The organism is Boudabousia liubingyangii (genome assembly GCF_001907245.1).
Taxonomy (GTDB): Bacteria; Actinomycetota; Actinomycetes; order Actinomycetales; family Actinomycetaceae; genus Boudabousia; species Boudabousia liubingyangii.
This window is the reverse complement of record NZ_MQSU01000003.1, coordinates 439216-465291: the sequence shown is the minus strand read 5'-3', so window position 1 is coordinate 465291 and position 26076 is coordinate 439216. Positions and strand designations below refer to the sequence as shown.

General features: G+C 55.9%; 22 protein-coding genes and 1 tRNA gene. 7 read left to right on the top strand and 16 right to left on the bottom strand.

Features of this window, described 5'->3' with window-relative positions; translation table 11 throughout:
* Positions 1 to 17: 17 nt before the first annotated feature.
* Positions 18 to 734 carry a GNAT family N-acetyltransferase gene (locus BSR28_RS06760; protein WP_073713713.1) on the bottom strand — a complete coding sequence of 239 codons (717 nt, stop codon included), beginning with the start codon at positions 732 to 734 and terminating at the stop codon, positions 18 to 20.
* A gap of 15 nt (positions 735 to 749) precedes the next feature.
* Positions 750 to 1961: a molybdopterin molybdotransferase MoeA gene (locus BSR28_RS06755; protein WP_073709200.1), complete on the bottom strand. Its 1212-nt coding sequence runs from the start codon at positions 1959 to 1961 to the stop codon at positions 750 to 752.
* Between the two features lie 264 nt (positions 1962 to 2225).
* Here BSR28_RS06755 and mscL point away from each other — a divergent pair, with 264 nt between their 5' ends.
* The 4 genes from mscL (at position 2226) to BSR28_RS06735 (ending at position 5564) form a co-directional block, all read left to right on the top strand.
* On the top strand, positions 2226 to 2606 hold the full coding sequence (mscL, locus tag BSR28_RS06750; RefSeq protein WP_073709201.1) for a large conductance mechanosensitive channel protein MscL: 381 nt from the start codon (positions 2226 to 2228) through the stop codon (positions 2604 to 2606).
* Between the two features lie 149 nt (positions 2607 to 2755).
* Positions 2756 to 3997, top strand: coding sequence for a CPBP family intramembrane glutamic endopeptidase (locus BSR28_RS06745; protein ID WP_073713712.1), 1242 nt, complete (start codon positions 2756 to 2758; stop codon positions 3995 to 3997).
* Between the two features lie 20 nt (positions 3998 to 4017).
* A complete protein-coding gene (locus BSR28_RS06740) occupies positions 4018 to 4773 on the top strand; it encodes a potassium channel family protein (RefSeq protein WP_073713711.1) in 756 nt (251 codons plus the stop codon).
* 2 nt (positions 4774 to 4775) lie between these two features.
* Positions 4776 to 5564: a nitroreductase family protein gene (locus tag BSR28_RS06735; protein WP_073713710.1), complete on the top strand. Its 789-nt coding sequence runs from the start codon at positions 4776 to 4778 to the stop codon at positions 5562 to 5564.
* A gap of 16 nt (positions 5565 to 5580) precedes the next feature.
* On the opposite strand, the gene BSR28_RS06730 is transcribed toward BSR28_RS06735, so the two are convergent.
* The 11 genes from BSR28_RS06730 to BSR28_RS06680 all read right to left on the bottom strand — a co-directional run bounded on the left by BSR28_RS06730 (position 5581) and on the right by BSR28_RS06680 (position 17572).
* Positions 5581 to 6357, bottom strand: a complete 777-nt coding sequence (locus tag BSR28_RS06730; RefSeq protein ID WP_073713709.1) for a hypothetical protein — start codon at positions 6355 to 6357, stop codon at positions 5581 to 5583.
* Between the two features lie 104 nt (positions 6358 to 6461).
* Positions 6462 to 6698, bottom strand: coding sequence for a hypothetical protein (locus tag BSR28_RS06725; protein ID WP_073709206.1), 237 nt, complete (start codon positions 6696 to 6698; stop codon positions 6462 to 6464).
* Complete coding sequence (locus BSR28_RS06720; RefSeq protein WP_073713708.1) at positions 6688 to 11250, bottom strand: hypothetical protein; 4563 nt, start codon at positions 11248 to 11250, stop codon at positions 6688 to 6690. The genes BSR28_RS06725 and BSR28_RS06720 overlap by 11 nt, the downstream gene beginning before the upstream one ends.
* 67 nt (positions 11251 to 11317) lie before the next feature.
* A complete protein-coding gene (locus BSR28_RS06715; protein ID WP_073713707.1) occupies positions 11318 to 11932 on the bottom strand; it encodes an HAD family hydrolase in 615 nt (204 codons plus the stop codon).
* Positions 11933 to 11996: 64 nt separating this feature from the next.
* Positions 11997 to 12069: transfer RNA gene (locus BSR28_RS06710), tRNA-Arg, on the bottom strand.
* 153 nt (positions 12070 to 12222) lie between these two features.
* Entirely contained in the window at positions 12223 to 13167 is a 945-nt protein-coding gene (locus tag BSR28_RS06705; RefSeq protein WP_073709209.1) for a universal stress protein, read from the bottom strand.
* Between the two features lie 209 nt (positions 13168 to 13376).
* Entirely contained in the window at positions 13377 to 14192 is an 816-nt protein-coding gene (locus tag BSR28_RS06700; RefSeq protein ID WP_073709210.1) for a C40 family peptidase, read from the bottom strand.
* Between the two features lie 147 nt (positions 14193 to 14339).
* Positions 14340 to 15008, bottom strand: coding sequence for a metal-dependent transcriptional regulator (locus BSR28_RS06695; protein WP_073713706.1), 669 nt, complete (start codon positions 15006 to 15008; stop codon positions 14340 to 14342).
* Complete coding sequence (locus BSR28_RS06690) at positions 15005 to 16345, bottom strand: MFS transporter (protein ID WP_073709212.1); 1341 nt, start codon at positions 16343 to 16345, stop codon at positions 15005 to 15007. Before BSR28_RS06690 ends, BSR28_RS06695 begins: the two co-directional genes overlap by 4 nt.
* 43 nt (positions 16346 to 16388) lie before the next feature.
* Complete coding sequence (locus BSR28_RS06685) at positions 16389 to 17183, bottom strand: DUF3027 domain-containing protein (RefSeq protein ID WP_073713705.1); 795 nt, start codon at positions 17181 to 17183, stop codon at positions 16389 to 16391.
* Between the two features lie 14 nt (positions 17184 to 17197).
* Entirely contained in the window at positions 17198 to 17572 is a 375-nt protein-coding gene (locus BSR28_RS06680; protein ID WP_073709214.1) for a cold-shock protein, read from the bottom strand.
* A gap of 202 nt (positions 17573 to 17774) precedes the next feature.
* On the opposite strand from BSR28_RS06680, the gene BSR28_RS06675 reads away from it, so the two are divergent.
* The 3 genes from BSR28_RS06675 to BSR28_RS06665 all read left to right on the top strand — a co-directional run bounded on the left by BSR28_RS06675 (position 17775) and on the right by BSR28_RS06665 (position 21405).
* A complete protein-coding gene (locus BSR28_RS06675; protein WP_073713704.1) occupies positions 17775 to 20009 on the top strand; it encodes a TPM domain-containing protein in 2235 nt (744 codons plus the stop codon).
* A gap of 105 nt (positions 20010 to 20114) precedes the next feature.
* Positions 20115 to 20831, top strand: a complete 717-nt coding sequence (locus BSR28_RS06670; RefSeq protein WP_073713703.1) for a PspA/IM30 family protein — start codon at positions 20115 to 20117, stop codon at positions 20829 to 20831.
* Between the two features lie 13 nt (positions 20832 to 20844).
* Complete coding sequence (locus BSR28_RS06665) at positions 20845 to 21405, top strand: NYN domain-containing protein (RefSeq protein ID WP_073709217.1); 561 nt, start codon at positions 20845 to 20847, stop codon at positions 21403 to 21405.
* Positions 21406 to 21480: 75 nt separating this feature from the next.
* Here BSR28_RS06665 and BSR28_RS06660 read toward each other — a convergent pair whose 3' ends face one another.
* From BSR28_RS06660 to BSR28_RS06650, 3 genes are all read right to left on the bottom strand, one after another.
* Complete coding sequence (locus BSR28_RS06660) at positions 21481 to 24204, bottom strand: ABC transporter permease (protein ID WP_073713702.1); 2724 nt, start codon at positions 24202 to 24204, stop codon at positions 21481 to 21483.
* A 1-nt stretch (position 24205) separates the two neighbouring features.
* Positions 24206 to 24970 carry an ABC transporter ATP-binding protein gene (locus BSR28_RS06655; protein ID WP_073709219.1) on the bottom strand — a complete coding sequence of 255 codons (765 nt, stop codon included), beginning with the start codon at positions 24968 to 24970 and terminating at the stop codon, positions 24206 to 24208.
* A 134-nt stretch (positions 24971 to 25104) separates the two neighbouring features.
* The gene (locus BSR28_RS06650) at positions 25105 to 26076 is read right to left on the bottom strand and encodes a sugar-binding transcriptional regulator (RefSeq protein WP_073713749.1); all 972 of its coding nucleotides are present in this window, start codon (positions 26074 to 26076) and stop codon (positions 25105 to 25107) included.

Below are 26076 nucleotides of genomic sequence, written 5' to 3'. Positions count from 1 at the left end.
AAAAATCAGCCAGCAAACTAGCCGAAGGTCCGCTCCAACAAAGAGGTACCACGCAGTTCCTCGGCGGTAATCGCAAAAGAATCATGATCCCGCCAAGCACCCTGGCTATACAAGAAACGCTCCCTGCGTCCCTCATAACGCAAACCCAACTTGCGCATCACGCCAATGGAACGCTCATTCTCTGGGCGAATATTTACCTCAATCCGATGCAGGTCGAACTCTGACAAAGCCACATCAATCCCCAGCGCCAAGGCCAAGGGCATCACGCCCAAACCGGTCACGTCCGGGGCGACCCAATAACCCATCGCGCCCGAGGCCACCGCGCGTCGGGCAATATCAAACAGGGACAGCTCCCCCGCCAGACGACCATCCACCAAAATCGCAAAAGCATACCCGGAACGATTCAACAGCTCCCGATCACACTCACGAATGTACTGATCAATATCCGGCTGCTCCGTCTTGAACTCCGGCGGCAACTGCGCATTCCAAGGGGAAAGCCAAGGGTCGGCATGCCAGCGGGCCCGCTGCACCGACACGTGGTCATTGCCTACCAACAGGCGCAAAGCAACCTCAGAGGGCTGATAGCCGATCTCATGCATGAACTCCAGCTCACCCCGCAAACCCTTTGGTGGGGGCGCTAAACGTCGCGCATGGGTAGCAGCCTCAACGTACTCGGCCGGTACCAGCCAAGTCTGCCGCTGGTCCCCCAGTCGCCAACGCTTCAAAAAATCCATGATCAGGCCCGGATACTAGTCATCCAGCAAAATACAGACCAGCTCGTCGCCCGCCTGCACGTGCGTAACCGCCTCCGGGACCACCGCCAGCGCGTTCGAACGCCCCAATGCCGACACCAAAAGCTGATGCGGGCCGCCCTGCACCGTGGCGTTATAGCCCTGCGAGGGCGAACCATCAATCGTTACGCGCACAAACTCGCGGCGTCCACGCGGCGAATACCAACCACGGTCCACATTCGCACGCAAAGTCGGCCGATACTTCATCTCATAACCAGCCATGGCCCGGATTGCCGGGTGCACAAACACTGCAAAAGACACCTGCGCGGCTACCGGGTCACCCGGCAAACAGAAAATCGGAATCCCGCCCACATGGCCCACACCGTGAACACGTCCCGGCCACATCGCCACCTGGTCGAACTCCACCACGCCTAAAGGGGCCAAGACTTCCGGGACCGTATCGACCTCGGACCCTGACAGGCCACCAGTCGTCACAATCAGGTCCGCCCGCACCAGCTGATCCTCAATCATGGAACGAAGCTCAGCGCGCGAATCCGAAACCGCACCCACCCGGAAAACATCCGTCCCCAGGTCTGCGGCCGCCGTCGCTAGGGCGTGCCCATTAGCGTCAAATACCTGTCCCGGACGCGGAGTATCACCCGGTTCAACTAGCTCATCACCGATCGAAATAACGACCACGCGAGGCCGAGGGTGCACCCACACGCGCGCCAAACCGGCACCTGCCAACATGGCCACGTGACGGGAGGCGAGGCGCGTACCAGCCTTCACCAGGGGGTCGCCGGTGGCTACGTCCTCGGCGCGAACGCGAATATTTTCGCCCGCCCGGGGCGCGGACTTAATCTGGACGCGGGCCAAACCCTGGTCGGTATATTCGGGGGCTAGGACCGCGTCGGCCCCACCCGGCAGCGGCGCACCAGAGGAAATCTTTGCGGCATGCCCTGGGAGCAAAGTTACCGGGTTAATATCGCCCGCCCGAATCTGATCAACCACAGAAAGTTCAACGGGGTGATCCTTACGGGCCTCACGTACGTCAACGGTCCGCAGGGCGTAACCATCGCAGGCGGCACTGTCAGTTACCGGCAGGTCGAAAGGTGCGGTAACGTCGCGGGAAAGTACGCAACCAACAGCCTCTACCAAGGTGACTTCTAGTTCGGGTAGGATCCCGACGGCACTGACGCAGTCTTTGGCATGCTGGGCTACGGATTTCATGAGTCACCTCGAAAGTATTTTGTGGTTACGGGTTCAAGATTAGCGCAATAATCAAGAAAATTGGGGATCTCAACATTTCTAATTGTGTTGCATCCAACAGGACGAAATACCTATTAAACATAGATTTTAGGTTTCAGAACCGCTAGCGTAGTACCTAGAGGGAAAATATTGAGATTTCAATGTTTCCCCGTTCCAGTCAAAGAAGCCCCCAAAACTCTGTGGGGCCCTACTATGCGCAGATTGCGCAAAACAAAGGAGACCCCCATGATCAAGGGATTCAAAGAATTTATTAGCCAGGGTAACGTTGTCGACATGGCCGTTGGTGTTATCATCGCCGGCGCTTTCGCACCGATCGTTAAGGCTGTCACCGACTTCATCCTAGCTTTCATCGCCGCCATCTTCGGCGCCCCGAACTTCGACCAGCTAGGTGCCTTCGTGGTTAACGGTGCACACTTCTACCCCGGCACCATCCTCACGGCGCTAATCAACTTCCTAATCGTTGCTGCTGCTGTTTACTTCTTCGTGGTTGTTCCGATCAACAACATGCGCGCCCGCAAGGCTACTGAAGAAGCCGCTCCGGAAGCTCCCGCAGCTGACGTTGCTCTACTAGCCGAAATCCGCGACCTACTAAAGGCTGGCCGCTGAGCTTCACGCTAGTTAACTAGCTACTTTCTTCTGGGTCCTCACCTTCGGGTGCAGGACCCAGATTTTATTTGTCAAAATTGGGACGAAAACAACGAAATTTCATTAAAAAGTCAGTTCAAAGCAGTATCGCTTCCCGCTAGACTAGACCCGTGCCCAGAAATTCCTCTGACCGTACCAGCCAGGTACCGTCCACCAGTCAGCTTGGTGAACAACGTTCGTTCCCAAGCCGCAGAGCCCTGCGCGCACAAAACCCTGCCCCGACCGCTAAGGATGCCCCGGTACCTTCCCGGAAACAGCCGCAACCCGCCACCAAGGAACAACTCAGGGCTGCCGCCCAGGCAGAAAAAGCTAAAGCCCAAGCTGCTCGTGCCCGCAGAGAAGCGGAACGAACTAAGTGGGAACAAAAGAAGGCCGAACACGCAGCCCGCCTTGCAGCCGGTGAGGCCAGCGAACTAGAAGAATCCCCCCTGACCCCCACTGAGCTCTATCTGAAACTGGGCCGGAACGCCAAAATAGGATTCGGGGTTTCAGTCGCCCCCGCCCAGATCGAAGCCACCCCCATCCAGGTAGTTCACCCCAACGATGAACCACCCGCCGACACTGCCGACATGCCAGTAGTCCAGACCAAAACGAAACCGCATTCATGGCACAGGACTCCCAACAGTGATGGCACTAAATCCACCGGCTGGAAAATCTTCGACTGGATAGGCGCAGCGCTAGGCCTAGTGGTCATGATCCTGCTGAGTTCAGCGATCGCCAGTTCCGCCATGTTGGTACCAATCCTGATGGGGCGCTCTACCTGGTCGCCACTAAAAGTTGGCGCGATCTTGGGGGCGATCGTGATCGTCACAATCCTCTGGTTCCTATGGCTTGTCTGGCTCAACCGCAGGCGCGCTCCCCTAGGTTCCATCCGGGCTTTGAAAGGCCGCCCCTTCCTATTCAACCTAGGTATGGTCATGATGATTCTGGCCGTAAACATGTTGGGTGGGGCCCTGCTGCAGCACTTCTACGGTGATGCACAAACATCCAATAACCAGACGATCATCAACAGTTTTACGGCCGCCCCGAAGTTCTGGCTGGTGGCGATTTCGATTCAGCTAGCCTTGATTGCGCCCGCCAGTGAAGAACTGGTGATGCGAGCTTACTATTCGCGTTATCTGGCAGGTAAGTACCAAAAGCATCCACTGGCATACATCCTGAATGGGGTTATCTTCGCGATCCCTCACATGCCTAATACGGTGATTGCTGGTCTGATTTACTTCTCCATGGGCGTCATCCTGTATACGGTTTATCAACGCCGGGGCAATATTTGGGATTCCATCATGGTTCACGCTTTAAATAACGCTTTAGCGGTTGTTGGGCTATGGTCTTTACTTGGAGTATTTATTTAACCGAGTTTTAAGGAAATCCCATGGAGCGGTCGCTAGAAAAGCAAAAGAAGTGGGAACAAAGAACTGACCTTCCCCTAATGTTGGCTGCTGTCGCATTCTTCGTAGCCTATGCCCTACCCGTTCTAAAGCCCGAGATCCCGGCATTCTGGGTGGAGGTCTGCGACTGGGCTCAGATTATTATCTGGGCAATGTTCATCATCGACTACGCAGTGCGTTTTTCTTTAGCTCCCCATCGGCGCGAGTTCATTGTCAATAACTGGTTTGACCTGTTAATCATCACCCTGCCCATGTTGCGTCCCTTGCGTCTGCTGCGGCTATTGACAGTTCTGCGCATGTTTGACCGACATGCGGGTAACGCGCTGCGCGGTAAGGTCACCAGCTACACCATTGGCACCACCCTAATTGTGCTGGTCACCGCCGCGATTGGTATTTTGGAGATCGAACGTAAACTGCCTGACAGCCAGATTAAAGATTTCTCTGCGGCGCTATGGTGGGCGATTACTACCGTTACGACCGTCGGTTATGGCGATACGGTCCCGGTCAGTGAGAGTGGCCGTTTCTTAGCGATCGCACTGATGATCTTTGGGATTGCCCTGCTGGGTTTGGTTACTGGTTTGCTTTCTTCCTACCTGGTAGAGAAAGTTTCAGAAACTGAAGATAAAACCGAGTATAAAATCCTTAAGCAGCTTGAAGCACAGAACCAAGAGTTGAAGCGTCTAAGTGAAGAGGTCAGGTATCTTCGCGAACAGCTTGCGACTGCCCCCACGAAGGAGTAATCATGTCCGAAAGTTTCACCACCCCGCCGAAGAACTTTACCGATAACCCGGTAGTTAAACTGCAGCTGGCGCACCGCTCAATCCGCGCCTATCAGGACCGGGCCATTCCCGAGGCCGTGCTAGCGGACCTTTTTGAGGCCGCCCGCCACACTGCCACTAGCGCTTTTTTACAGCAGTTCAGCATTATTCACATTACGGACCCGCAGGTCCGGGAAGCGATTTATCAGGTTAGTGGCCAGCCCTATGTGGGCGGGGATAAGGGCGAACTGTTTATATTCGTAGCGGACTTGAACCGGAACGCACGAATCCGGGAGCACTTCCAGGCGGACCTGTCGGCCCTTAGCCGCACCAACCTCTTCCTCGAGGCCGCCGCCGACACTTACCTGGCGGCCCAAAACTTTGTTCTGGCGGCAGAAAGTCATGGCTTGGGCACCGTGTATCTGGGGTCGATTCAGACCGACCCGGCCCGACTGGTGGAAGTCTTGGAGCTACCTCGTTACACGTACCCGCTGCTGGGTGTTTTGGTGGGTTACGCGGATCAGGAACCGCAGTATAAACCGCGTCTCCCTCTAGAGTTCCTAAAGCACCAGAACACCTATCAGGGTCGCCAGCAGCTAGTGGCTGACCTAGGTGAGTACGATCAGCACCTGCAGTCCTACTACGACCTGCGTGATATCTCAAAGCCAGTGGGGGCGTTTACGAAACGCATTGCCAGCATGCTTGGTCAGGGTGCCGCAGAGCAGTCCCCCATGCTGGCGGTTCTGCACCAGCAGGGCCTGTGTTTGGAATAGTCAGGTAGTTGGGCGCTTAGAACTTCTTGATCTGGGTTTCGCTCATGAAAGCGCCATGACCGGTCTTGTAGTTCCAGCAGGTGACGCCCTGGCCGGTAGCGCCACACACTAGATCACCGTAGTACCAGGCCTGACCGGGCTTTAGGTTTTCTGATTCGACGTTATTGCTGCTGGGGCAAGCTCCGTGGTGGTAGCAAGAAACGTCGGTCTTACTGCGAATGAAGGTGCTGGTCCCGTCCGGGGCGAAGCTCATTACTAGGCCACCTTCGAAGACCTTTTCGGGTTCCATGGGCGGATTGTCTTGCCAGGCGTCAGCGATGCATTCTAGGCCCTTGAAATGACCGTCTTCGGTGTACCCATCGCAGCCGAACTTGCCGTTTAGGGACTGCATGACAGCGATTTCGGTCCCCAGGTACTTCTGCACGGTGGGCCACTCGATGGCACCGGCGGGTAGTTTCTTAGCGCCCGCACAGGGGTATGCGCCTGGTACTGGGCTTTGGCAATCAGCTTCGCCTTCTGCCGAGGCCGCCGAGGCGGGTGTCTGGCCGGCCGCACTTCCTGGCGCTGCCGGCGCTTCCTTAGTACCGGTTGCTTCCGGGGTGGCGGTATCCTTCGGGGCGGGACTTACCGTTGCCGAGGGCGTAGCTTTAGCTCCCCCATTTTCTGCGGTGCCGTTGGCATTTCCGTCAGATTTAAACCAGGACAGTCCCCAGACCGTTAGGGCGACAACGGCAATAAAGGCAATTGCCAGACCAAGGTAATGGACGGGGCTAAGCTTCTTCGCATCATTCATGAGTCTAAGCTTAGTACACTTTGCCTTTGAAATTAAGGTTTTTCAAGAGCTTTGAGTCCCTGATATTTGAGGCTAGAGCATTTAGTCCACCCCGCCCTAGGAGGTTATTCCAGGTGTGCGTGGTGATGCGGGGGCACTTCCGCTAGCAGCCGCGCATCGTTCTCACCACGATTCGGGGTGCGCTTCGACTTCCTGCGCGGACCGTCGCTAGTGCGCTTTACCGTATCGGGCACCGCCCAAGAAGGGTCCTTACCTTCCGCAAGGGCCCGCTGGTCCGCTTCCGAAATATGTCGAGCCACGCGCCGCTTGCGCGGGGGCACTAAGCGAGCCTCAGAGCTCATCGCTTTCCTCAAGGGGCACTAGGTGCAGTTCGGCAGCTAGGGAACGAACTGTGAAGCCCAGGACCGCGTTCACCTGGCGGCCAGTACGGGTCAGACCCAAAGCGCGGTGCAGAGCTAGGATGTACTCATCTTCGGTGCGTTCGCGACCATCAGAAGCCACCCAACGCAGCATCTGCGCCAACTGTTCGTCAGAGTAGGCAGCCAGCGGCAGACCGGTAGCGATCGCTGGACGAGGGCCCCGTTCGCGGGCGAACAGGGTGTTTACCAGTTTGGGTGCCGCGGCGACCTCGTCATCATGATCGGTATTTTCAGCGGCGGGATCGGCAGTTTCAGCAGAATCAGCGGATTCAGACTGGGGACCTTCACCGTTAGCATCCGCAAGGTTCGCGACGTACTGTCCGTCGCCGGCCTCAGCACCTGCTAGCCCGTCAGCGTTTTCGGTGGCCGAGGGCGCTACCGCACCTTCCCCTGCGGCGTCGCCTTGTTCTTGCTGGTCATCGCCGGCTTCCCAGGCGGCAATATCAGCCGGGGGCACGATTGTCGGAGTGGTGTCCTCAACTTCCGGTTCCTGTCCCATCACTAGGCCTAGACGCAGATCAACCGCGTCCAAAACCAGCTCCACTAGGGCATCAGCCTCAGCCTGCGGGCCCACAAAAGCCGCCGTGGAGTACACGCGTTTAACCAGCCAGCCGCAAGCCTCTAGGCGTTCGACATCATGGCGTTCGCTAACGCGCAGGGAAGGTTCGTTAACATAGTCAGCATCATCGGTAAGTACGGCCACCAGCAACTCGCCGGGGACATCCGGGTGCCCAATTGCCAGCGGAATCCGGTAGCCACCCTCAACACCTAGGTTCGGGACTACCTCTAGGCCGGTGCGGAATAGGCGCTCCGCCAGGTCAACTAGTAGACGATCAGGGGCGTGACCCACGGTTGACCAACCGGCCGAACCTTGAATGTCGCCGCCCGAACCCAAATGCATGAGGTCCACCATTAGCTGTTCGCCGGGGGCCTTGAGACGGTTCAGGTCCAGTTCGGAAAGGTCAAAGGAAGAAACTACGGTTAGTTCGTGGCGGGACACTGCCAACAGGGAAGCTAGGAGCTTTTCCCCGTCCGGCTTGGATAGGGCCCCGAAATCGTGCAGGATGCGCCCGTGCGGGGTCTTACCAAAGCCCAGGGACAGAATCACGCGATCGCGTTCAAGACCGGCCGGGGTGGAAGGATCAACCACCACGAAGGGTTCAGCCTTATCGGTGCGGAAGAAATCATCAACCGCCAGGGAACCGGCCACCGCCCGCAGGATGGCCTCACGTAGGTACTGTCCGTGTCGAGCATTGGTCGCGCAGACTGCCAATGATTGGTCAGCATGGGTAAGCGCATGTTCGATCACTAGGTCTACCACGCGCTGGACTTCCACCTGGGTGGATTCCACGTAGGGTACGTCCATGGCGGGCATGCCACGACCATCTACGGTAATGAGGTTTACGGAGGGTTCACAACGCGGTACCGGTACCGGGATCGACCCGTGATGGTAACCGTACTTAGCTAGCAGAGCAGAGATCGCAAGGTGCGTGCGGGTACGCCCTAAACCTGCTGAAACCAGCGGCAGGGCAGCCAGTAGCGAAGACCAGAGTCCATCAGTCCCCCGGTGTTCATCACCGAAAGCTAGCACCTGTTGGGCACGGGAAAGAATCGGGACAAACTGCCCAGCGCTCACGCCCTCGACCCGGTCCAAGAGTAGCGTCTCAATGGGCAGGGCTCCCTTGCCGGAGGTCAACTGGGTAGCCAGAACCGGCGGGATGATCCAAACCGGAAGTAGCTTAGTGAGCCACGGGTAGGAACGAAGGGTTGCTTCGACGTGCCCTTGGTCCCCTGCTTCAAGGGAAAGCAAGGCACCCTCAAGCTCATCCGCGTTTTCCAAAATAACCTGGTTGCAACGGTCTCTAAAGAGCTTCCCCGCGGCCGCGGTCAGCGAACGGGTTTGGGCGCGGTCTAGGCGGCGTAGACTAGCGGTCAAACTATCTAGGACCGGCCCCTCCAGGGCCTGGAAGCCACCCTCGGCGCTAAGAATCAGGTTAAGGGCAGAAGCCCACCAGGCTAGGTCTAGTTCGGCCACAATCAGTTCCGGAACCACGGCCCGGTTACGAATATCGGTCACGAACTCGGTTAGCCCCAAGGCCTGTAGGCGCTGACGAATCTCAACCAGAGCGGGCTGAGTATAAGCACCCGACGGTTCCTTGTTCAGACGCTCAACCAGTTCGATCAGCTGAGAAATGCCGATCTGCTCTAGGGGAGCTTCGGTTTCGAAAGCACCCTGCAGTAGTTCTAGGTCGCTGGCAATCTGCTTGGCCAGGGCCTGCATTTCTTCCAGTTCGCTGGGGATACGGGGCCAGCCGCCAGCCTCAGAGTATTCGGTCCACTGGTTGCGCTGTTTTTGAGCGCGCACCAACTGTTCGTGCAAGTCATGATCTGAACGTCCGGGACGTAGAAGTTCCTTCGCTGACTTAGTGAGCCGGCGACGCAGTGAGCCCTTCATGACCTGACCATGGTCGCGACGCCACTGCGGGGTGGCGGTAGCAATAATCATGTCCGCGGCGGAACGTTCGAAGACGATCGGGAGGAACACATCCAAGGTTTCCCGAATGCGTTCTAGCAGGTCTAGCTGTTCGCGCCACTGAGCAAAACTATTGGCCGCATGAAGGCCGGTTTCAGAGACGGCAGCAGAAACCTGAACACGCAGCTTGGGAAGTAGATCTTCGGACAGGCGCTTAACGGCAGCAAGAACAGGTTCGACCTGTTCGGCGTCCCGGATCATAGCACCGGACCAGGGGTCGCCCACATTGGCGCTAGAGAATAGCCCTAGGGCGGCAGCGTCATCTAGTGCCTCCCGGGCGGCCTGTCCCCCATCGGCAAAGATCTGGTTGCAGACCGAGGCGGGGAAACGCACCTTGGTACGGGGTGCCGGGTGCATCCCAATCAGGTCAGCTAGGACCTGTAGTGATTCGTAGGCGCTAATGTCCCACGGCTGGTGCTTCTGGTGCAGGTAGCTGGTGAAATCCTGCAGCGATTTGCGGGTTTCGCGTAGTTCTGCACGTAGCTGAGCCACCGGCATTTCGGTGGGGTTACCCCGCTCATCCAGCAGGGGAACAAGCTCTTCAGTGTCAGCCTCGGCGACGGCTTGCTTGACGGCTTCCGCGTGGGGTCCGGCTTCTTCTAGGATCCGGCTTAGCTGTTCAGAGAGGATCTGTGGCCAGCCTTGACCATCAGCTAGGTTAGCTACCCACCGGCCTAATCCGTGATCCTCTAGGGCATGCACTAGGGCGTAGGCGCTGGAGATATCGGTCGATGCGTAGGTGACTTGGTGTCCGGCTTGGACCTGCGCCACCGCCATGGCGGCCAGTAGGGTGCTGGGGCTGGCGCCCGGGCCCACCCCGACTAGGAAGCTTCGTCCGGACTGGGCGGCTTTGAGGATGCCTTGGTCCTGTGGGGTCAGGTCCCCAATGCCCACTTCTTGGTCAGGATCCGGGTCAGTTAGCTTCCCTAGGTTGACTTCTGCACCTAGGTGTTTACGTGCGGATTCTTGCCCGGCCAAAGCGCGGAGGATCTCAGATTCTTCGAGGTTTGAGGTGGCCTTCAGCTGGGCTAGTACTGCCGCTAGCGGGTCTTCAAAGATGCTAACGACTAGGTCTTCATTGAATTTGACGGTGCCAGGTCCCGCTTGCGCAAGCAGCTGGGGTAGCATCTCGAAGGCCCCGCTGGGGGTGAAGCCGAACTGGCTCCAGCAAGCGTCTAGGAGTTCATCTTCCGGCACTTCGATTCCGTAGGCGGCTGCTAGGTTCAAGAATTCAGGGTTCAGTCGCAGTCCGGGTAGCAGTGTGAGTGAGTAGTCGGTTGCTTCTGAGCTGATCTGGATCCCTCGTAGCAGTACGGGGAGGGGGTTTTCGAACTCGGGTGCGGTTACCAGTCCGAAGCCTAGTTCTAGGCGGGCAGTGCCGAAACGCGCAGCTTCCCGAGCTGAGGCGTCGAGTAGTTTTTCGACTTGATCCACAGCTGACGCGTGGGCGGCAGTTTCGCGGAAAATATTGGTCAGGCGGACGGGTTTTCCGCCGTATAGTTGGGCTAAACCAGTGGGGTGAGCGTAGGTTAGGTGTAGCCGTGCGGTTCCTTTTTGTTCGGAACGTAGTTGCTTGACTTCTTTTCGCCAGGTTCCCACCTGGGAGACGAAGTCGTAGATTTTTTGGGGCGTTTCGGTTGCTTCTGGGTTTTCAGCAGAGTTAACGTTTTCAGCTTCCGAGGATGCTTCCACGCCCTGTTCATCTAGGTCTGCTGAGGCTGCTTTCTTTGCTTCTGCGGCTGCCTTCTTGGAGTCTTTTTTGGCGAGTAAGCGCGCGGCTTTACCAAAGCGCGTTTTGGGTGCCTGTTCCGGGGCTTGTTCAGCACGTTCACGGGCAATGCGTTGACCGAAGGTCTCTTCTGCGGGAACTACCGATTCTGATAGTTCGGGGTCATTTGCCCCCTGGGCAGCTTGGACTTCATTTTCGTTTTGCTCACTCACCCTCTAAGGCTACCTAGTGAGAGCTAAAAACTCCCGCAGGCGCACCGATTAGAGCCGCAAATGCGATTCAATTAGCTAGGAATTCCTTAGCAACTTCGGCACTCTCAGAGAGGTTCAGATGCTGATGGGCGTTGATTCCCAGCTTTTTGGCACCGGCAACGTTTTCCAGATTATCGTCAAAGAAAAGGACCGCTTCGGGGGCAATCTTCATTTCGTCTAGGGCATGCTGATAGAAAGCGGGATTCGGTTTGGCGACTTTTAGTTCACAAGAGTAGAAGCGGTAGTCGAAGTCGGCTAGGAAGTCTAGCTCCGTGTAGAGGCCTTCACGCATGTGGAAGGGAATATTGGAGAGGATCGCAACCTGGGTTTCGGGGCCTTTAAGGCTCAGTGCCCATTCGATCATGGCCGGGTCAGGAATGCCGAATCCGTGTAGTTCAGCGGCCTCGTATGCCTGCCAGTCTAGGTCGACTCCTAGATCCTTTGCGACTAGTTGCCAGTAGTCTTCACTGCTGATGATGCCGGCGTCGTATTCGTGACGGTGTCGTCCCCAAGCTTCCCAGAACTGTTCACTGGTAATCCCTTTGTCTAGGGCTCCGGTGGTGGCCGCGAGCTTGCTCATACCGTCGGCTGAAACGTGTTCCATGAGGACGCCGAACATGTCAAAAAGGATTACTTTGCGCATGGCATGAGTATAACACGGGGAATTATTTACCCGTTTAAGTTTCAACTGATTCAAGTTTTATTTGTGCCCCCGAGACGATTCGAACGTCCGACACCCGCTTTAGGAGAGCGGTGCTCTATCCCCTGAGCTACGAGGGCGACTGCCCTATTTTAACCTACCGGGCTAGGATCGTCCGGCTGAAAAGAGATAGGCGCCGGGTTCTAGCTTCCTTGCTAGTTCCGGCGCCTATCCTGTGCTTTACCGACGGGCGGTTCAGCTTTTCCTTTCAGAAAGTTGACTCCTAAGAGTCTCTACGCACGCTCCCAGGGGAGTTTGCGCGGAGTATCGGATTCGTTCTCTGAGACGGGCGCATCCTTCACCGTGGGAACGATCATTACCGGGCAGGTCGAGTGTGCCAGCAGGGTTTGCGAGGTGGACCCCAAGAGGAGTCCGGCAAAGCCACCTCGGCCACGTCGGCCAACTACGATCAGGTCGACTGCGGTAGAGAATTCGGCCAGTAGTTCTGCCGGGTTTCCGTCAAGGACGTGACGGGCCACATCCATCTGTCGGCCCTCTAGTGCTTGGTCTACGGAGACATCTAGTCCGGTGCGGATATCTTCGATGACGCGGGCGCGGTCGATGATGGGCGGCACCCAAGCCATGAGGGAGTTACCGGTCGCGAAGGGTACCGCAGAGGCTACGGTTAGTTTTGCGTTCCATAGTTCGGCTTCTTTAATTCCGACTCGTAGTGCGGTCGAGGCCGTATCGGAGCCGTCGACACCCACTACCATTCGACGCACCGGAGTGTACGGGGAGCCGCCTTGGAAGCGGGGAACCACCACGACCGGGCACTTTGCTCGCGAGGGTACGGTGGCTGATACTGCCCCGAAGAGTCGGTCAGCTAGTCCGGATGAGCCCTGGGTGCCGATTACGACCATGGAGGCTTCTTCCGAGCCTTCTAGTAGCAGGGTGGCCGGGTCACCAGGGACAACTTCGGAACTGACGTGAGGAACACCCGCACGTAGCGCCATATCTACGGCTTTTTGCGCGGTCTCTGTAGCTTGCTCTCTTAGTTGCCCATCATCGAGGGGCATGTAGGAGCCTTCGATCCCTGAGGGGGTATAGGAAGCAAGATTGTAGGCCACTAGGATTTTTAGTGTTGCCCGGGACTGCGCAGCGCGCGCGATTGCCCACTTTAGTACTTGCCATTGTTCGTCACTGCCATCAGTGCCAACCAAAATGAGATCTGCACTCATTGGAAAACCTCCGCCATTGGAAAATCGTACATTGATTATAAGACAGGTCACGATTTCCCCAAAAAGTTGTGGCAGCTTTTGGGTTAACTCTTCCCAGAGTGAAAAAACTTTCCTCTTTTGATTTTTTATGGCCTATAACCATGATTCCCCGATATCCAAAACTGGATATCGGGGAATCACCGGAACAAAGGAGGAGATTTTTAAAGTCTTCAGCGCATCCGGTAGTAGGACATTCCACGAACGGGAATAATCTCAACGCTCTTACCAGGACGAGGAGCGTGGATCATCTTGCCACCACCGATGTAGATGCCGACGTGGCCCGGGCGCCATACTAGGTCACCAGGACGTGCCTGAGAGGCCGAAACGCGACGACCGTGACCAGGCTGAGCACCGGAGCTGTGGGGCAGGTTGATGCCTACCTGACGGTAGACGTAAGAGGTGAAGCCTGAGCAGTCAAAGCCGGACGGTGAGGTGCCGCCCCAACGGTACGGGGTGCCGAGGTAGCGGTAAGCGATACCAACTACGCCACCGGTGCCATTACCTGCGGGCGCTTCAGCTTGTTCTTCCTGAGCAGGAGCAGCCTTAGCGGGAGCTTCCTTCGCGGGAGCGGTATCAGCGTTCTGGCTGGTGCGGAAAGCGTCGCGGCTAGCAGCGCGCTCTGCACGGGCGGCGCGTTCTTCCCGAGCCTTACGCTCTTCTTCGGCACGCTTCTTAGCTTCTTCTTCAGCCTTAGCGCGTCGTTCTGCACGCGAATCACGAACTTCAACCTTGACATCAAGGGAAGGAGCGGTCCAAGCAGTACCAGTAGCCACGGTTAGCGGAGCGTTGTTAAGCGCTGCATCTTTGGCCTGCTGAGCTAGAGCGGAAACGTCAACTCCGGTAGGAGCGGCATCGGTTGGGGCTGCGGAAGCAACACCTACGCCCGAGGCGACCATCGACAGGGCTAGACCTGCGCTGGCTGCTGAGAGATTCTTCCGGGCGGGACGCCGTGTTGCACGGTGTCGACGTGACGGGATGCTCTGCATAAGCTTATTTCCTCCAAAGGATTTATTCGTAAGTACTGGGCAATAATAACCGAAAGATAACTGTATTGTCACGTTTTAATCACGACGATTTTGCTCACAACTGAGCTAATCGGCGATTTTTCAACAAAAATTGCGATAAAGAGATTTTTATTCCACAAACAAATGACGTGAAATTAGGTCGTTAATGGCGACCTTACCGCGCGGGGCAACCAGCAAGCGCACTCCGTTTTCATTAACTAGCGTGACGTGTACTCCCGGTCGTACGCCGGCCTTGAGCAATTCTTCCAGCAGATCGGCTTCCGCCTGGACAGGTTCCCCGATTCGTCGTACCACGCAAGGCAATCCCGCTTCTGGAATTTCAAGGTCCTCGATGGCATTACCGGGGGCTTGGGAAATCTGATCAGCTTCGCCCTGCTCAGGGATAGGATTACCGAACGGGTCCAGATCGGGGGAACGCAGGACCGACCAGAGTCGTGCCTGCACCTCATCTGACATGACGTGTTCCCAACGGCAGGCTTCATCATGGACCTGCGGTAGATCTAAACCAATTACGTCCAACAATAGCCGTTCAGCTAGGCGGTGTTTGCGGACTACGTCAGTAGCTAGTTCGCGACCTTTATCGGTTAGCTGGAGCTGGCGGTCCCGGCCCACCTTTAATAGTCCATCGCGTTCCATACGGGCTACGGTTTGCGACACGGTGGGCCCTGAGTGTCCTAGGCGATCAACGATGCGCGCGCGCAGCGGCGCTACCCCATCCTCTTCCATTTCAAAAATGGTCTTCAGGTACATCTCAGTTGTATCGATTAGGTCGCTCACTCGAGTTGCTCTCCTTCAGAGTCCGGTGTTTCCGGTATCACACTACTGGCTTCATTATTACCCATGGCGTCAGCCAAACGCTCTCGAGAACCGGAAACCCTAATAAATGGGCGGCTAAACTGCATGTCGACGACAATATCCCAATGCCGGTAAATCCACAACGCTGCTATCGCGGAAATCAAAATGGAACCAATGGCGCCAACCATAATGGACCACCTCGGCCCGAAGGTATTGGCCACCCAACCAACAAAAGGTGAGCCTACCGGGGTAACCCCTAAAAAGACCATGGTGTAAATCGACATCACTCGACCACGCATCTGCGGGTCAGTAGTAATCTGGATAGCGGCATTCGCGCTAGTAATCATGGTCAGGGCAAAGAAACCCAGCGGGATCGAAATAATCGCAAAAGTCCAATAGGTGGGCGCCAGAGCCAACAGGGCCTCAATCACCCCGAAGCCAAAGGCCGCCCCGACCACGGTCCGCACACGCGGATTAGCCCGGCGAGCCGCCAACAGGGCGCCGGTAAGTGAGCCGATCGCCATAAAGGAACCCAAGAGGCCGAACTCGCCCGCATCACGGTGATAGACCTCTTTTGCCATCACGGCCGAAGTCAGCTGGAAGTTCAGTCCCAGACAAGAGACCACCCCGGCCACGGCCATGATCACCAGGATGTCATGACGCTGCTTCAAGTAACGCAAGCCCTCACGGACTTGGCCTCGGCCCGAAGGTACGCGCGAAGAAGGATAGAAGTTCTCTGACTTCATAATCCCAAGGGCAATAACTGGGGCTAAGAGGAGCAGCGCATTAATCCCAAAAACCACCCAAGAGCCGGTAACAGCTAGGGCCGCTCCCGCGACTGTAGGACCAAGCATGCGAGCCAGGTTAAAAGAAGCTGAGTTCAAACCCACCGCATTCGGGACCGAAGGTGAAGGGACTAGCTCGTTTACAAAGATTTGCCGGGCTGGATTGTCGAAGGTCTGGACCATGCCACCCAGGGCCGCCAAGAGGTAAAAGTGCCAGAGCTTAGCCACGTCGAAATAGAGCAGCACCGCCATCACAATCGAGATGATCACCATCAGCGACTGGGTGAGCTGGATTAGTCGACGACGGTTTAAGCGGTCCACGACCACGCCCGCATAGGGAGAGAGGAACAGCTGCGGAGCAAACTGAAGGGCGGTCACCAAACCGATTGCCTGCGCATTCTGGTTGGTCATTTCGGTGTAAACCACCCAGTCTTGCGCAACACGCTGCATCCAAACGGCGGTGGCGGCGAAGGTCGTCCCCACGAACCAAATACGGTAGTTCGGATACTTTAAGGAATCAAAAGTCCTAGACACCGCCCCTCCTTTCCGTGTCCGCAGACGCTGTTAGGTTTGAGTGTTATTCAGACCAGAACTCTGCCGGATCTAGTACCTCTAGATTGAGGTCGTTCAAGCGTAGAGGCTCGATCTCCCAGGGGGATTCGGTCCGGTCGGCGTCGGTTTCTGAGTGTGCCCCACAGGAATAGGTATTGGGCACTACCTTGCCATCATCAAGGGCGTATTCATTACCGCAGACCCCGAAGTTCTTACCTACTGGTCCGGTTAGTTTGATCATGAAGGCGCAGGTTTCGCATGATTGCGGGTAGCGCTTGGTAGCCCGGGCGGTGCGTAGACTCTTGGTCCAGCGCTCCCCTACTCGATTTAGGGATTCTGCTGACAGGACCCGAGGGCGATCCAGGGCTTGGCGGATTTCGTCACCGGGTTCGATATCAGCTTCTTTAGCACGTTCTTCACCGGTTACTAGGCGTTCATCATGCGCAATGAACGGCACCATTTCGCCGCGTGGTACGTCTGCGGGCTGTAGTCGTTCTTCCCACGGTACCCACGGTGGGGCTAGGAGCGCGTTCTGGTAGGGAAGCATTTCGACTTCACAGACCGTGACTTGGCTGGAACGCGGTACCCGGGTGACGGTTACGGCCCAAGCCCAACCGACATAACCGGGGTGTAGGCATTCGAAGTAGTGAGTCAACAGCATGGGGCCGTCAACTTCTACCCCTAGATGGTCACCCACGTGTCCGGGGCGGGCTACCGATTGTGCCGCCTCTTGAGCAAGGTCGACCGCTTGCGCCAATTTGGCATCTTTTCGAGGCTTAGTTTTATTGCCTCCCGCGGCTGTGGTCTTCTCAGAGGTCATTTCTATTCCTAGGATCAGTAATCGAAGTCGGTTGCTACTAGTCGCAAGGCTTTGGCAATATTTCGTGAATTGCTTGGGTAGCGACCATTCTGTAGGGTCACTGAAGCCTCATCGAGTAGTTTAATTAGGTCTTCTACGCGGACTACGACCTCGGCCGGATTTTTCCGGTCCCGCTTAGGTGCCGGGGCTTCCTCGAGGACGGTCAAGGATAGTACCTGGGGGCCCTTGTGGCCAGAGACGAAACTAAAGTCGACCCGAGTTCCCGGGGTTAGCGAGGTGGTGCCTTCCGGTAGGTTAGAAATATGGAGGAAGACATCTCCAGTGTCCTCACTGGTTACGTATCCGAAGCCCTTCTTAGCGTCGAACCATTTCACTTTACCCCTGGGCATGCGAACTCCTTCAATTTCTCTTTAAGTCTTTAAGAACACCAGTCTACCAGTATGAGCTAAAAATCGACCCCTTTTTACTTTGCCTTGAGAATAACAGTTGATTAATTGCCGAACGCGAATTTAGGCGTTTTTTAGCAAATTTTTCTACCATTTTTTCTCAAGCAGGCTGCGTTTTTCGGTTATCTAGGGCAAGATTAAGGGCATGGGTAATCTAAGGCACAATAATCTCAAAAACCTAGCTAGTACGCTGCTAGCCACTGGACTACTTGTTGCTGGGGTTAGCTTGCCAGCCAGCTCGGCCTATGCCGAATCAAATGAGTGGACGAACCCGATTACCCAACTCTCTGATGCCACCGTACCCCAAGCAATTGCCACCACTAATTTAGAGCGCCAGAAGAATGATCACGCGGATTGGTTGGTGAAGGACGAAGCCGAAGTCCTAACTGATCCTAATTCTTTGGCTATCTCACTTGAAAAACTAGGTAATGATCCGCAGGTACGCCTGGCTTTGCTCAATACTTCAAAAGAGCCATTTAATCAGTATGCGATTCGTTGGGCGGAAGCCAACGGCGTGACTTCTAGGGACCTAGTGTTCATTGCCGATCTTAATGCCCGACGCTACACGGTGGTCCGGGGTCCTTCTGTCAGGATTACTCAATCTGAGCTGGAATCCTTGGACAAGATGTTTAAGAGCTCCTTGATTGAGGGCATTGACAGCGGTAACTGGGATGAGGCCATGCATCAGCTGGTTAATCAGTTGGAGCAGACCAAGGTCATTAGTTCCGGCCGGAAGGGCGCGGTAGAAGAATCTGAGGCCCCCGGTAGCACCAATGATCAGGGCCCAGCCGAACAGCCCACTTCGAACCGGCTGCTGAGCTGGATTCCAAAGCTCTTTATTTTCTTGGTTCTTCCCTTAATTGTGGTAATGGTGTTCCTGCAAAAGGCACGCCGCGATCGGGGAAGCCTGCGAGGCGATACTCACCAGACTCCCCTACCGCCGGGCACGGATCCGACTCTGGCCCAACTACCGATTAAGGAACTTGAGCAAGTCGTTTCTTCCACCCTGATGTCGGTAGATAACGGTCTGAAAGATGCCCGCCAGGAGCTAACCTTTGCGCAGGCTCAGTTCGGACGAACCGAAACCGAAGACTTTGAATCACTCTTGAATGAGGTTTCGCCTAAGTTAACTGACGCTTGGGATCTGTTTGGACGCGCTCAGAAACAGAGTGATGAGCAAACCATGCGCTTGGCGTATCTAAAGGTGCTGGACGAAGTCAAAGAGATCGATAGTGCGTTGGCGCAGCGCAAGCAGGCTTTCCAAAAGCTTCGTACTTCCGCGGCAGACCTACAGACCGGCGTTCCGAATCTGCGCGAAAAGATGGCCGAACTAACGCGTTTGAATGAACATGCGGAAGCAGAAATTACTTCGGTGAAAGCAGCTTTCCCCTCGGTACCCTTGGATTCCCTTGATGCGCTTCCCGGACGCATCAACAATCTTTTGGACGCCGCAGAACAGGCCCTGAAAGATTGCGAAAGAGCCAGAAAATCTCAAGATTCAAGTTTGGCTTTGCACCGTTTCGAGGTTGCCCAACGCACCTACACGCAAGCCTTTGAACTACACCAGCAGGTCGCAACGGCTTTTGAAACTCTAGGACAGATAGATAAGCTCATCGTTAAGGCGATTAGTTCCATTAGTTCTGATATTGATGATGCCAACCGCTTAGCGCAAAATAATTCGGCGCTGCAGAGTTTCGTCTCGGATGCCAAAGCTGAAATTGAAAAGGCTCAGGCCGCCCGTGCCGGGCAGGTGGACCCGTTAGAAGTCCTATCTAGCATCGGGAAAGCAGAACGTGCCCTAGATGAGGCGCTGGTACCTTATCGCTCTGAAGAACAAAACTTCAAAAAGAAGGTTGAACAGGCTTCCAAGGCATTGGCAAATGCGCGTCCGGCGTTATTCCGAGCGGCAAACTTCATTTCCAACAACCGCGGGGCAGTTGGCCCTAAAGCCCGGGTTGATCTGGAAACCGCTCAGGCCGCGGCAGCGTCCGCTCGTGAGATCCTGCAGACCTCCCCAGAGAAAGCTCTAGAGGAAATCGCCCGCATGGAAGAGTTGTCAGCGGCAGCGCTTCGTCAAGCGAATGTTGATGTTCAGCGCGCTACCCCGTCTGCGCAGGATCCGGAGGGTTATGTACGGGAGGAAAGTCGCTCCCCGAATGCTCCCAGTGTTCTGGCCGAGATGTTTTTGACGGGCCTTCTAAATGATTATTCCCGCCACGACTGGGGCTCGCGCTCTCCGTCCTGGGGTTCTGGCTACGATGATAGTTATAGCAGCTCAAGTGGTGGTTTCTTCGGTGGTGGCTTCAGTTCCAGCTCCGGTGGCAGTTTCTCTTCTTCTTCCGGCGGTGGATTCTCTTCTTCCTCTGGCGGCAGTTTCTAAGCTGGTGCCGAAAGCACCCCATAAACCGGGTGACAGTATTCAGACTCATCTAGTAATCTAAAACACAAAGGCTTGCAAAGCGCAGGCTTCAAGAAAGGAATGACCATGGCTGAAAAGCAATCAATCTTGGGTCGTATCACCCAGCTAGCTAAGGCAAACATCAATGCGCTACTGGACCGCGCTGAAGATCCAGAAAAGATGCTGGATCAGTTGATCCGCGACTACACGAACTCCATCGCGGAAGCTGAATCCGCTGTTGCTCAGACCATTGGCAACCTGCGCCTAGCCGAAAAGGACTACGAAGCTGATCAGGCTGAAGTTAAGGAATGGGGCGAAAAGGCTGCCGCTGCTAGCGCCAAGGCCGATTCCCTACGTGCCGCCGGTGATGCGGAAGCCGCTAACAAGTTTGATAACTTGGCCAAGGTCGCCCTAGGCAAGCAGATCTCTGCCGAACGCGAAGTCAAGGATGCCGAACCGCTACTAGCTGCCCAGCGCGACACTGTCGAAAAGCTCAAGTCCGGTGTTTCCTCCATGCGTGACAAGTTGGAAGACCTCAAGAAAAAGCGTGATGAGCTGGTAGCTCGTCAGAAGACTGCCGCCGCCCAGAACCTAGTTCAGGATGCGGTCAGCAAGATTTCCGTCCTTGACCCGACCTCTGAGGTTTCCCGCTTCGAAGAGCGCGTCCGCCGCGAAGAAGCACTGGCTCAGGGCCGTACCGAACTGGCGATGGACTCTCTAGAGAACCAGTTCGCGGAACTGGAAATGGATGGCGATTCCGCTGAAGTTGAAGCCCGTTTAGCTGCCCTAAAGAAGCAGCAGTGATTTAATAGACACCATGAATCAAACGACCTACCTGCTAGTTGACGGCGAAAATATTGACGCTACCTTGGGCATGTCTGTCCTGGGGCGTCGCCCAGAAAAGGATGAAAGGCCACGCTGGGATCGAATCCTAGACTTTGCCTACGACACTTGGGACGAGGGCGCTCGCGGCCTCTTCTTCCTAAACGCCTCTTCCGGGTTTATGCCCATGAACTTCGTGCAGGCTCTGGTCGCCATGGAATACAAGCCCATTCCCCTAGCGGGTGAGGGCGCCGAAAAGGTGGTCGACATTGGTATCCAGATGACCCTTGAGGCCATCTTGGAACAGGGCCATGGTGACGTTATCCTAGCGACCCATGATGCCGACTTTGTCCCCCAGCTGCAGGCGCTGATTGACGACAACCGTCGTGTGGGCGTCATGTGTTTCCGTGAGTTTGCTTCCTCTCAGCTGTTGGAGATGGCTGATCACGGTTTGCACATGTACGACTTGGAATACGATGTGCGGGCCTTCCAGGTAGAACTACCTCGACTGGAAATCATTCCGTTGGCCTCCTTCGATCCGCGTCAGTTCCTCTAATCGAACAGTTTTGGCCCCCACCATTTCCCCGTCAGAGGGTCTTGGTGGGGGCCATTTCTGTCTCTATCGCTCCCGCTAGGCTAGGGCCTGGATCGGGGTGGCTTTCCCGGCGCGGCGGGCGGGAATCAGGGCAGCGATCGTGGCTGCAACAACCACCACAGCCAGGGCCCCGAGGATCTGTAGCCACGGGATAGTGAAGACCTCCGTTCCCAGCCCGTCACCGATCGTGCGAGAGAAGTTCAGTCCCTTAATGCCCGCATAGGCGGCTACTACCCCCAGGATTACCCCTAGCAGGGCACCACAGATACCCGAAACCAGTGCTTCCCAGAGGACCATGCCCTTAGTCTGCCCAGAGGTCATCCCCAGGGCCCGAAGTAAGCCAAACTCGCGCTTGCGGGCACTGACGGACAGGATCAGGGTATTCGCTACGCCAATCATGGCAACCAAGACTGAAACACTTAGCAGTGCGGTAACTGAAAGCAGCATAATATCCACTGCCTCATAGATCTGGGCCTTAACCATGATCGGTGATTTGAGGGCAAAGTTTCGTTCAACGTCATTCTGTAGCTCTTTGAGGTAATCCACCTGTTCCTGCTGATCGTCAGTGGGCTTTAGGTTGCCAACGAACTGTGGGATCGCGTTAGGTCCACCCAGAGCTTCCATGGTCGCTTTAGAGATCGTATTACTGGCCATACCAGGCTTAATCTCTTGAACCCGGACCTCCAGCGTGTGCTTCTTGCCCTGCAGGTCAATCGACTTCAGGACGAGTTTCCCATCCTTGGTCAGATCTCGATAGTAACCTTCGTTAGATCCAATGACATACAGGACGTTATCTTCTGCCTGCGGCGCTTCAGAGTTCGTCAGCTTGGCAACGCCCCCATTTTCCTGCAGGGCAGCCCGATCAAAATCGTCCTCATTCCAGTCCTCTGACTTTGCCTCTGAGGAGTCCGGATTAACCAGATTCACCTTAATGCGGGGCACCAGGTTGGTAGCCACAAAATGAGGATCCTTCAAATACTTTTCCAGGGCTTTAGTACCCGCTTCTACCGGGTTTTGTTTCGGGGCATCAGCCGGTACCGAATCCTCAGGGACTAGATCCGTATCACTGAAACTGGTTAGGGTCACATCTGCACCGACAGCCCGATCCAAGGTAGCGTCCACCGAGCCGCGGACGGTTGCCGCACCCACCATCATCATGGTTACCAAACCTACTGAGAGGGCTAGGGCCGCTACGGTCGCACTGGTCCGTCCCGGATTTTGGCGGACGTTCTGTCCCGCAATTTGGGTGGTACTGCGTTGGCCTAGCTTGCCGATGGTCCCGATTAGGTTAGGTGCTAGGAAGGAGCCGATCATAAGCGTCCCTAGTACCCCTAGAGCGGTACCCAAAACGGTAAAGCCAAACTTTTCGATGCCCGCGTTAATACCGTAAATCGCGGTCGGAACCCCCACCAAAATCATTATGGCGGCCCCAATGGGCATCCGCAGGCGCCGCTTGAGGGAGGTTTCTTCCTCGGCCCCCAGAGAAAGCGCCTGGATGGGCGAAATCTTCTGTAGCGCACGGGCCGGACCAATCCCCGCAAACAAGGTGATCAGCAGACCCAAAATAAATAGTGCCACGATCATCCACCAGCTAATGGTGGAGGCAATCTGCTTCCACGAACCGGCAAGCTCGAAGTACCACAGAGCCGGAATCGACACAGCAATGCCCAAGACGATACCTAGCAGGGCGGAGACTGCACCCACGACTAGTTGCTCGGCCACTAGGGTGCGCTTGAGCTGCTGCTTGGAGGCACCAATACAGCGCATTAGGGCGATCTCTTTGCGGCGCTCCCCCTGTACAACCCGGAAGGTCGAGGAAACAATAATGATGGCCACAATCATGGCGATCGCCGGGAAGATTAAGAACATGGCGCTGATGATCAGCTGGGCCCCCTGGTAGCGCTCCATCTCATTATCTACTACTTCAGCTTGGGTCTTTACCGAGGTCGGCGAATTGGTATCTTTAGGGTTGAAGGGCTGGTAAAGGTTCTGGATCTCTGACTTAACCTTTTCTTCTGTGCCCGGTTTAACCTTCACATAGTAGACGAACCAATTGTCATTATATTTCTGGCTGTCAGCTAAGGTGATATAGCTAGTTCCAGTAAGTTGCTTAGATGATCTTTCGGTGGCGATACCTACGACTTTATAGGTGTAGGGAATGCGAGCGTAGTTTTCTGGATCCTGCTGTGCCCACTTATTAGCCAGTTTTTGGAATTCGGCGGCACTGTCCCCCTCACCATCCTGTGGCGGGTGGTCATCAAGCCAGAATCGTTTGGACGGACCGGTGAACTTGAGTTCATCCCCCACCTTCGCTTTCAGATCCTTAGCTTCCGTGTAATTCAGCAGAATCTGTCCAGGTTCTGTGGGATAGGTGCCGCCTTCCTGGGGCACTAGGACATTTTTGTCCCCGCCGGGCAGGACGGCGGTAGAGATAATATCGCCCTTATCATTCTTGGAGATTTCTGGATCGGCGGACCAGATAGCTTCGACATCTGGCATGTCCCTAACCTTTTGGGCTAGTTCTAACTGCCGGTCGAAGACTTTCGCGCCTGATTCGCCTTCAGCGCCGATGTCTCCTACTTGTACCTTTAGATCGACTCCGGCTACCCGGTTTTCTTCTTTCCATTGGAAGCTGTTTGCGATGCCAGCCCCAAACATGAGCGTCCCCATGGCGAAGGCGGTAGCCAGCATGATCGTGATGATCGAGGCTACGTAGCGCCCCCAGTGGGTTTTTAGATTTTCAATGGTTAATCGCCACATCTTAGATCAACCCTTGGAGAGTTTCTTCGCTGGCGTGCTCAATATCGTTAGAAATCCGGCCGTCCTTGAGGATCAGGGCACGGTCCGCGCGAGCGGCGGCATGTAGATCGTGGGTCACCATTAGTACGGTTTGTCCCAATTCGTCTACGGCTGCGCGCAGGATGTCCATAACTTCCGCGCCGGTCTTCGAGTCAAGGTTACCGGTGGGCTCATCCGCCACGATAATGTCTGGCCGGGAAACCAAGGTGCGGGCCACGGCGACGCGCTGCTGCTGCCCGCCGGAGAGCTGGTTGGGCTTGTGGTGCAGGCGTTCGGTCAATCCCAGCAGGCCGGTGATCTGTTCAAACCAGCGTTCATCAACGGTTTTCTTTGCCAGTCGCATAGGCAGTTTAATGTTGTCTGCCGCGGTCAGGGTGGGCACTAGGTTAAAGGCTTGGAAGATAAAACCGACCTGGCTGGCGCGCAGCTGGGTGAGTTCCTTATCTTTCATGCCCACTAGTTCCTTGCCGCCCAGCAGGATGGACCCTGAGGTCACGGTATCTAGGCCCGCTAGGGCGTGCAGGAGGGTGGATTTACCGGAACCGGAGGGGCCTAGGATAGCCGTGAACTGAGCCGGCATAATATCTAGGCTAATGCCGTCGAGGGCGCGTACCTCAGTTTCGCCGCTACCGTAGATTTTCACTAGGTCGCGGGCCACGATAATGGGACCATCGTGAGTCCGTTGGGGCTGAGGGTTTTCAGTGCGGGATTGTGATCGTGTTCTCATGCTTCAAAACTATCAACTTTTTTTGGAAAAGCTATCAGGACATACCCTGAAAAAACCCTGAAAAATCCCTTATCCACCCTGAATTGAGCCTTTAGCAGCTAGGGCACCCTACCTGCGGTGACAGGTATTAGTTTTCACCTACGAGGGCGCCCGCGCTTTTGGCGTTGCAGCTGCAGAACACGCTGACCAGTTTCTTCATCCACTACCAGGTCGGTTACGACCCCGGCACGCAGCGCACCTAACAGTGCACTAGCCTTCCCAATCCCAGAGACCACGCACAGACGACGCGGGATCCCCTTCAGAAGTTCTGGACTGGGCCCGGAAGCACGCTGGTTCAGTTCGATACCTTCCCAAGACCCGTCAGCACGAATTAGAACCGTACAAACATCACCAACCACCCCGGCGGCCGAGAGCTCATGGATCTGCTCATCTTCTAGATAGCCACCCGAATAAACCAGTGAGGGGACGGCAGAATCGAAGGCCCCCACCCCAAAGAGGGCTAGGTCAGCCTGTTCCATGGCCCCCTGAACCCGTTTTACGGAACGTTCCTTCCAAAGGGCAGTGCGGGTTTCCGCGTAATCGAAGAAAGCGGGAACCGGGAAGGGAACCACCTGAGCAGAGAAGACCTCAGCGGCACGGGTGAGCGCGGCCTCGGCGGGGGCATAGCCGGTATCAACAGCGGAAGCCGAACCGTTCATCTGAACCACGGTAATCCCCTGTCGGGAACCGGGGGTGGTTTGGCGCAGCACTTCAGTGGTGGTGTTACCCCAGGCGATCGCGATTGTATTGCCGTCTTTGACCAGGCTGGTCAGGCGTTCGGCAGCGACCTTTGCGACCATCTGTAGGCGGGCCACCTGGGTGAGCGGACGGTGGATGGAAACACAGGAGGCACTAATGCCGAAGGTATCTTCCAGCGCTAGCGCGGTATCGGACTTTACCGCCGAATCAACCCGAATCTGAACGATCCCGGATTCACGCGCGTACTTCAACAGGCGGGAGACGGTAGAGCGCGAAACATTGAGTGCGCGGGCGATTGCCTCCATGGTGTCGAAGTTCAGGTAGTACATCTCTGCGGCAACTTGTGCCTGTTCAGCTCTTTTGGTCAC

Excerpts from the sequence above, each read along its gene's own strand:
- BSR28_RS06755 (WP_073709200.1), bottom strand. The coding sequence starts at position 1,961 with ATGAAATCCGTAGCCCAGCATGCCAAAGACTGCGTCAGTGCCGTCGGG.
- BSR28_RS06735 (WP_073713710.1), top strand. The coding sequence starts at position 4,776 with ATGTCCGAAAGTTTCACCACCCCGCCGAAGAACTTTACCGATAACCCG.
- BSR28_RS06700 (WP_073709210.1), bottom strand. The coding sequence starts at position 14,192 with ATGCAGAGCATCCCGTCACGTCGACACCGTGCAACACGGCGTCCCGCC.
- BSR28_RS06685 (WP_073713705.1), bottom strand. The coding sequence starts at position 17,183 with ATGACCTCTGAGAAGACCACAGCCGCGGGAGGCAATAAAACTAAGCCT.
- BSR28_RS06730 (WP_073713709.1), bottom strand. The coding sequence starts at position 6,357 with ATGAATGATGCGAAGAAGCTTAGCCCCGTCCATTACCTTGGTCTGGCA.
- mscL (WP_073709201.1), top strand. The coding sequence starts at position 2,226 with ATGATCAAGGGATTCAAAGAATTTATTAGCCAGGGTAACGTTGTCGAC.
- BSR28_RS06760 (WP_073713713.1), bottom strand. The coding sequence starts at position 734 with ATGGATTTTTTGAAGCGTTGGCGACTGGGGGACCAGCGGCAGACTTGG.
- BSR28_RS06675 (WP_073713704.1), top strand. The coding sequence starts at position 17,775 with ATGGGTAATCTAAGGCACAATAATCTCAAAAACCTAGCTAGTACGCTG.
- BSR28_RS06680 (WP_073709214.1), bottom strand. The coding sequence starts at position 17,572 with ATGCCCAGGGGTAAAGTGAAATGGTTCGACGCTAAGAAGGGCTTCGGA.
- BSR28_RS06660 (WP_073713702.1), bottom strand. The coding sequence starts at position 24,204 with ATGTGGCGATTAACCATTGAAAATCTAAAAACCCACTGGGGGCGCTAC.
- BSR28_RS06705 (WP_073709209.1), bottom strand. The coding sequence starts at position 13,167 with ATGAGTGCAGATCTCATTTTGGTTGGCACTGATGGCAGTGACGAACAA.
- BSR28_RS06740 (WP_073713711.1), top strand. The coding sequence starts at position 4,018 with ATGGAGCGGTCGCTAGAAAAGCAAAAGAAGTGGGAACAAAGAACTGAC.
- BSR28_RS06725 (WP_073709206.1), bottom strand. The coding sequence starts at position 6,698 with ATGAGCTCTGAGGCTCGCTTAGTGCCCCCGCGCAAGCGGCGCGTGGCT.
- BSR28_RS06655 (WP_073709219.1), bottom strand. The coding sequence starts at position 24,970 with ATGAGAACACGATCACAATCCCGCACTGAAAACCCTCAGCCCCAACGG.
- BSR28_RS06670 (WP_073713703.1), top strand. The coding sequence starts at position 20,115 with ATGGCTGAAAAGCAATCAATCTTGGGTCGTATCACCCAGCTAGCTAAG.
- BSR28_RS06715 (WP_073713707.1), bottom strand. The coding sequence starts at position 11,932 with ATGCGCAAAGTAATCCTTTTTGACATGTTCGGCGTCCTCATGGAACAC.
- BSR28_RS06665 (WP_073709217.1), top strand. The coding sequence starts at position 20,845 with ATGAATCAAACGACCTACCTGCTAGTTGACGGCGAAAATATTGACGCT.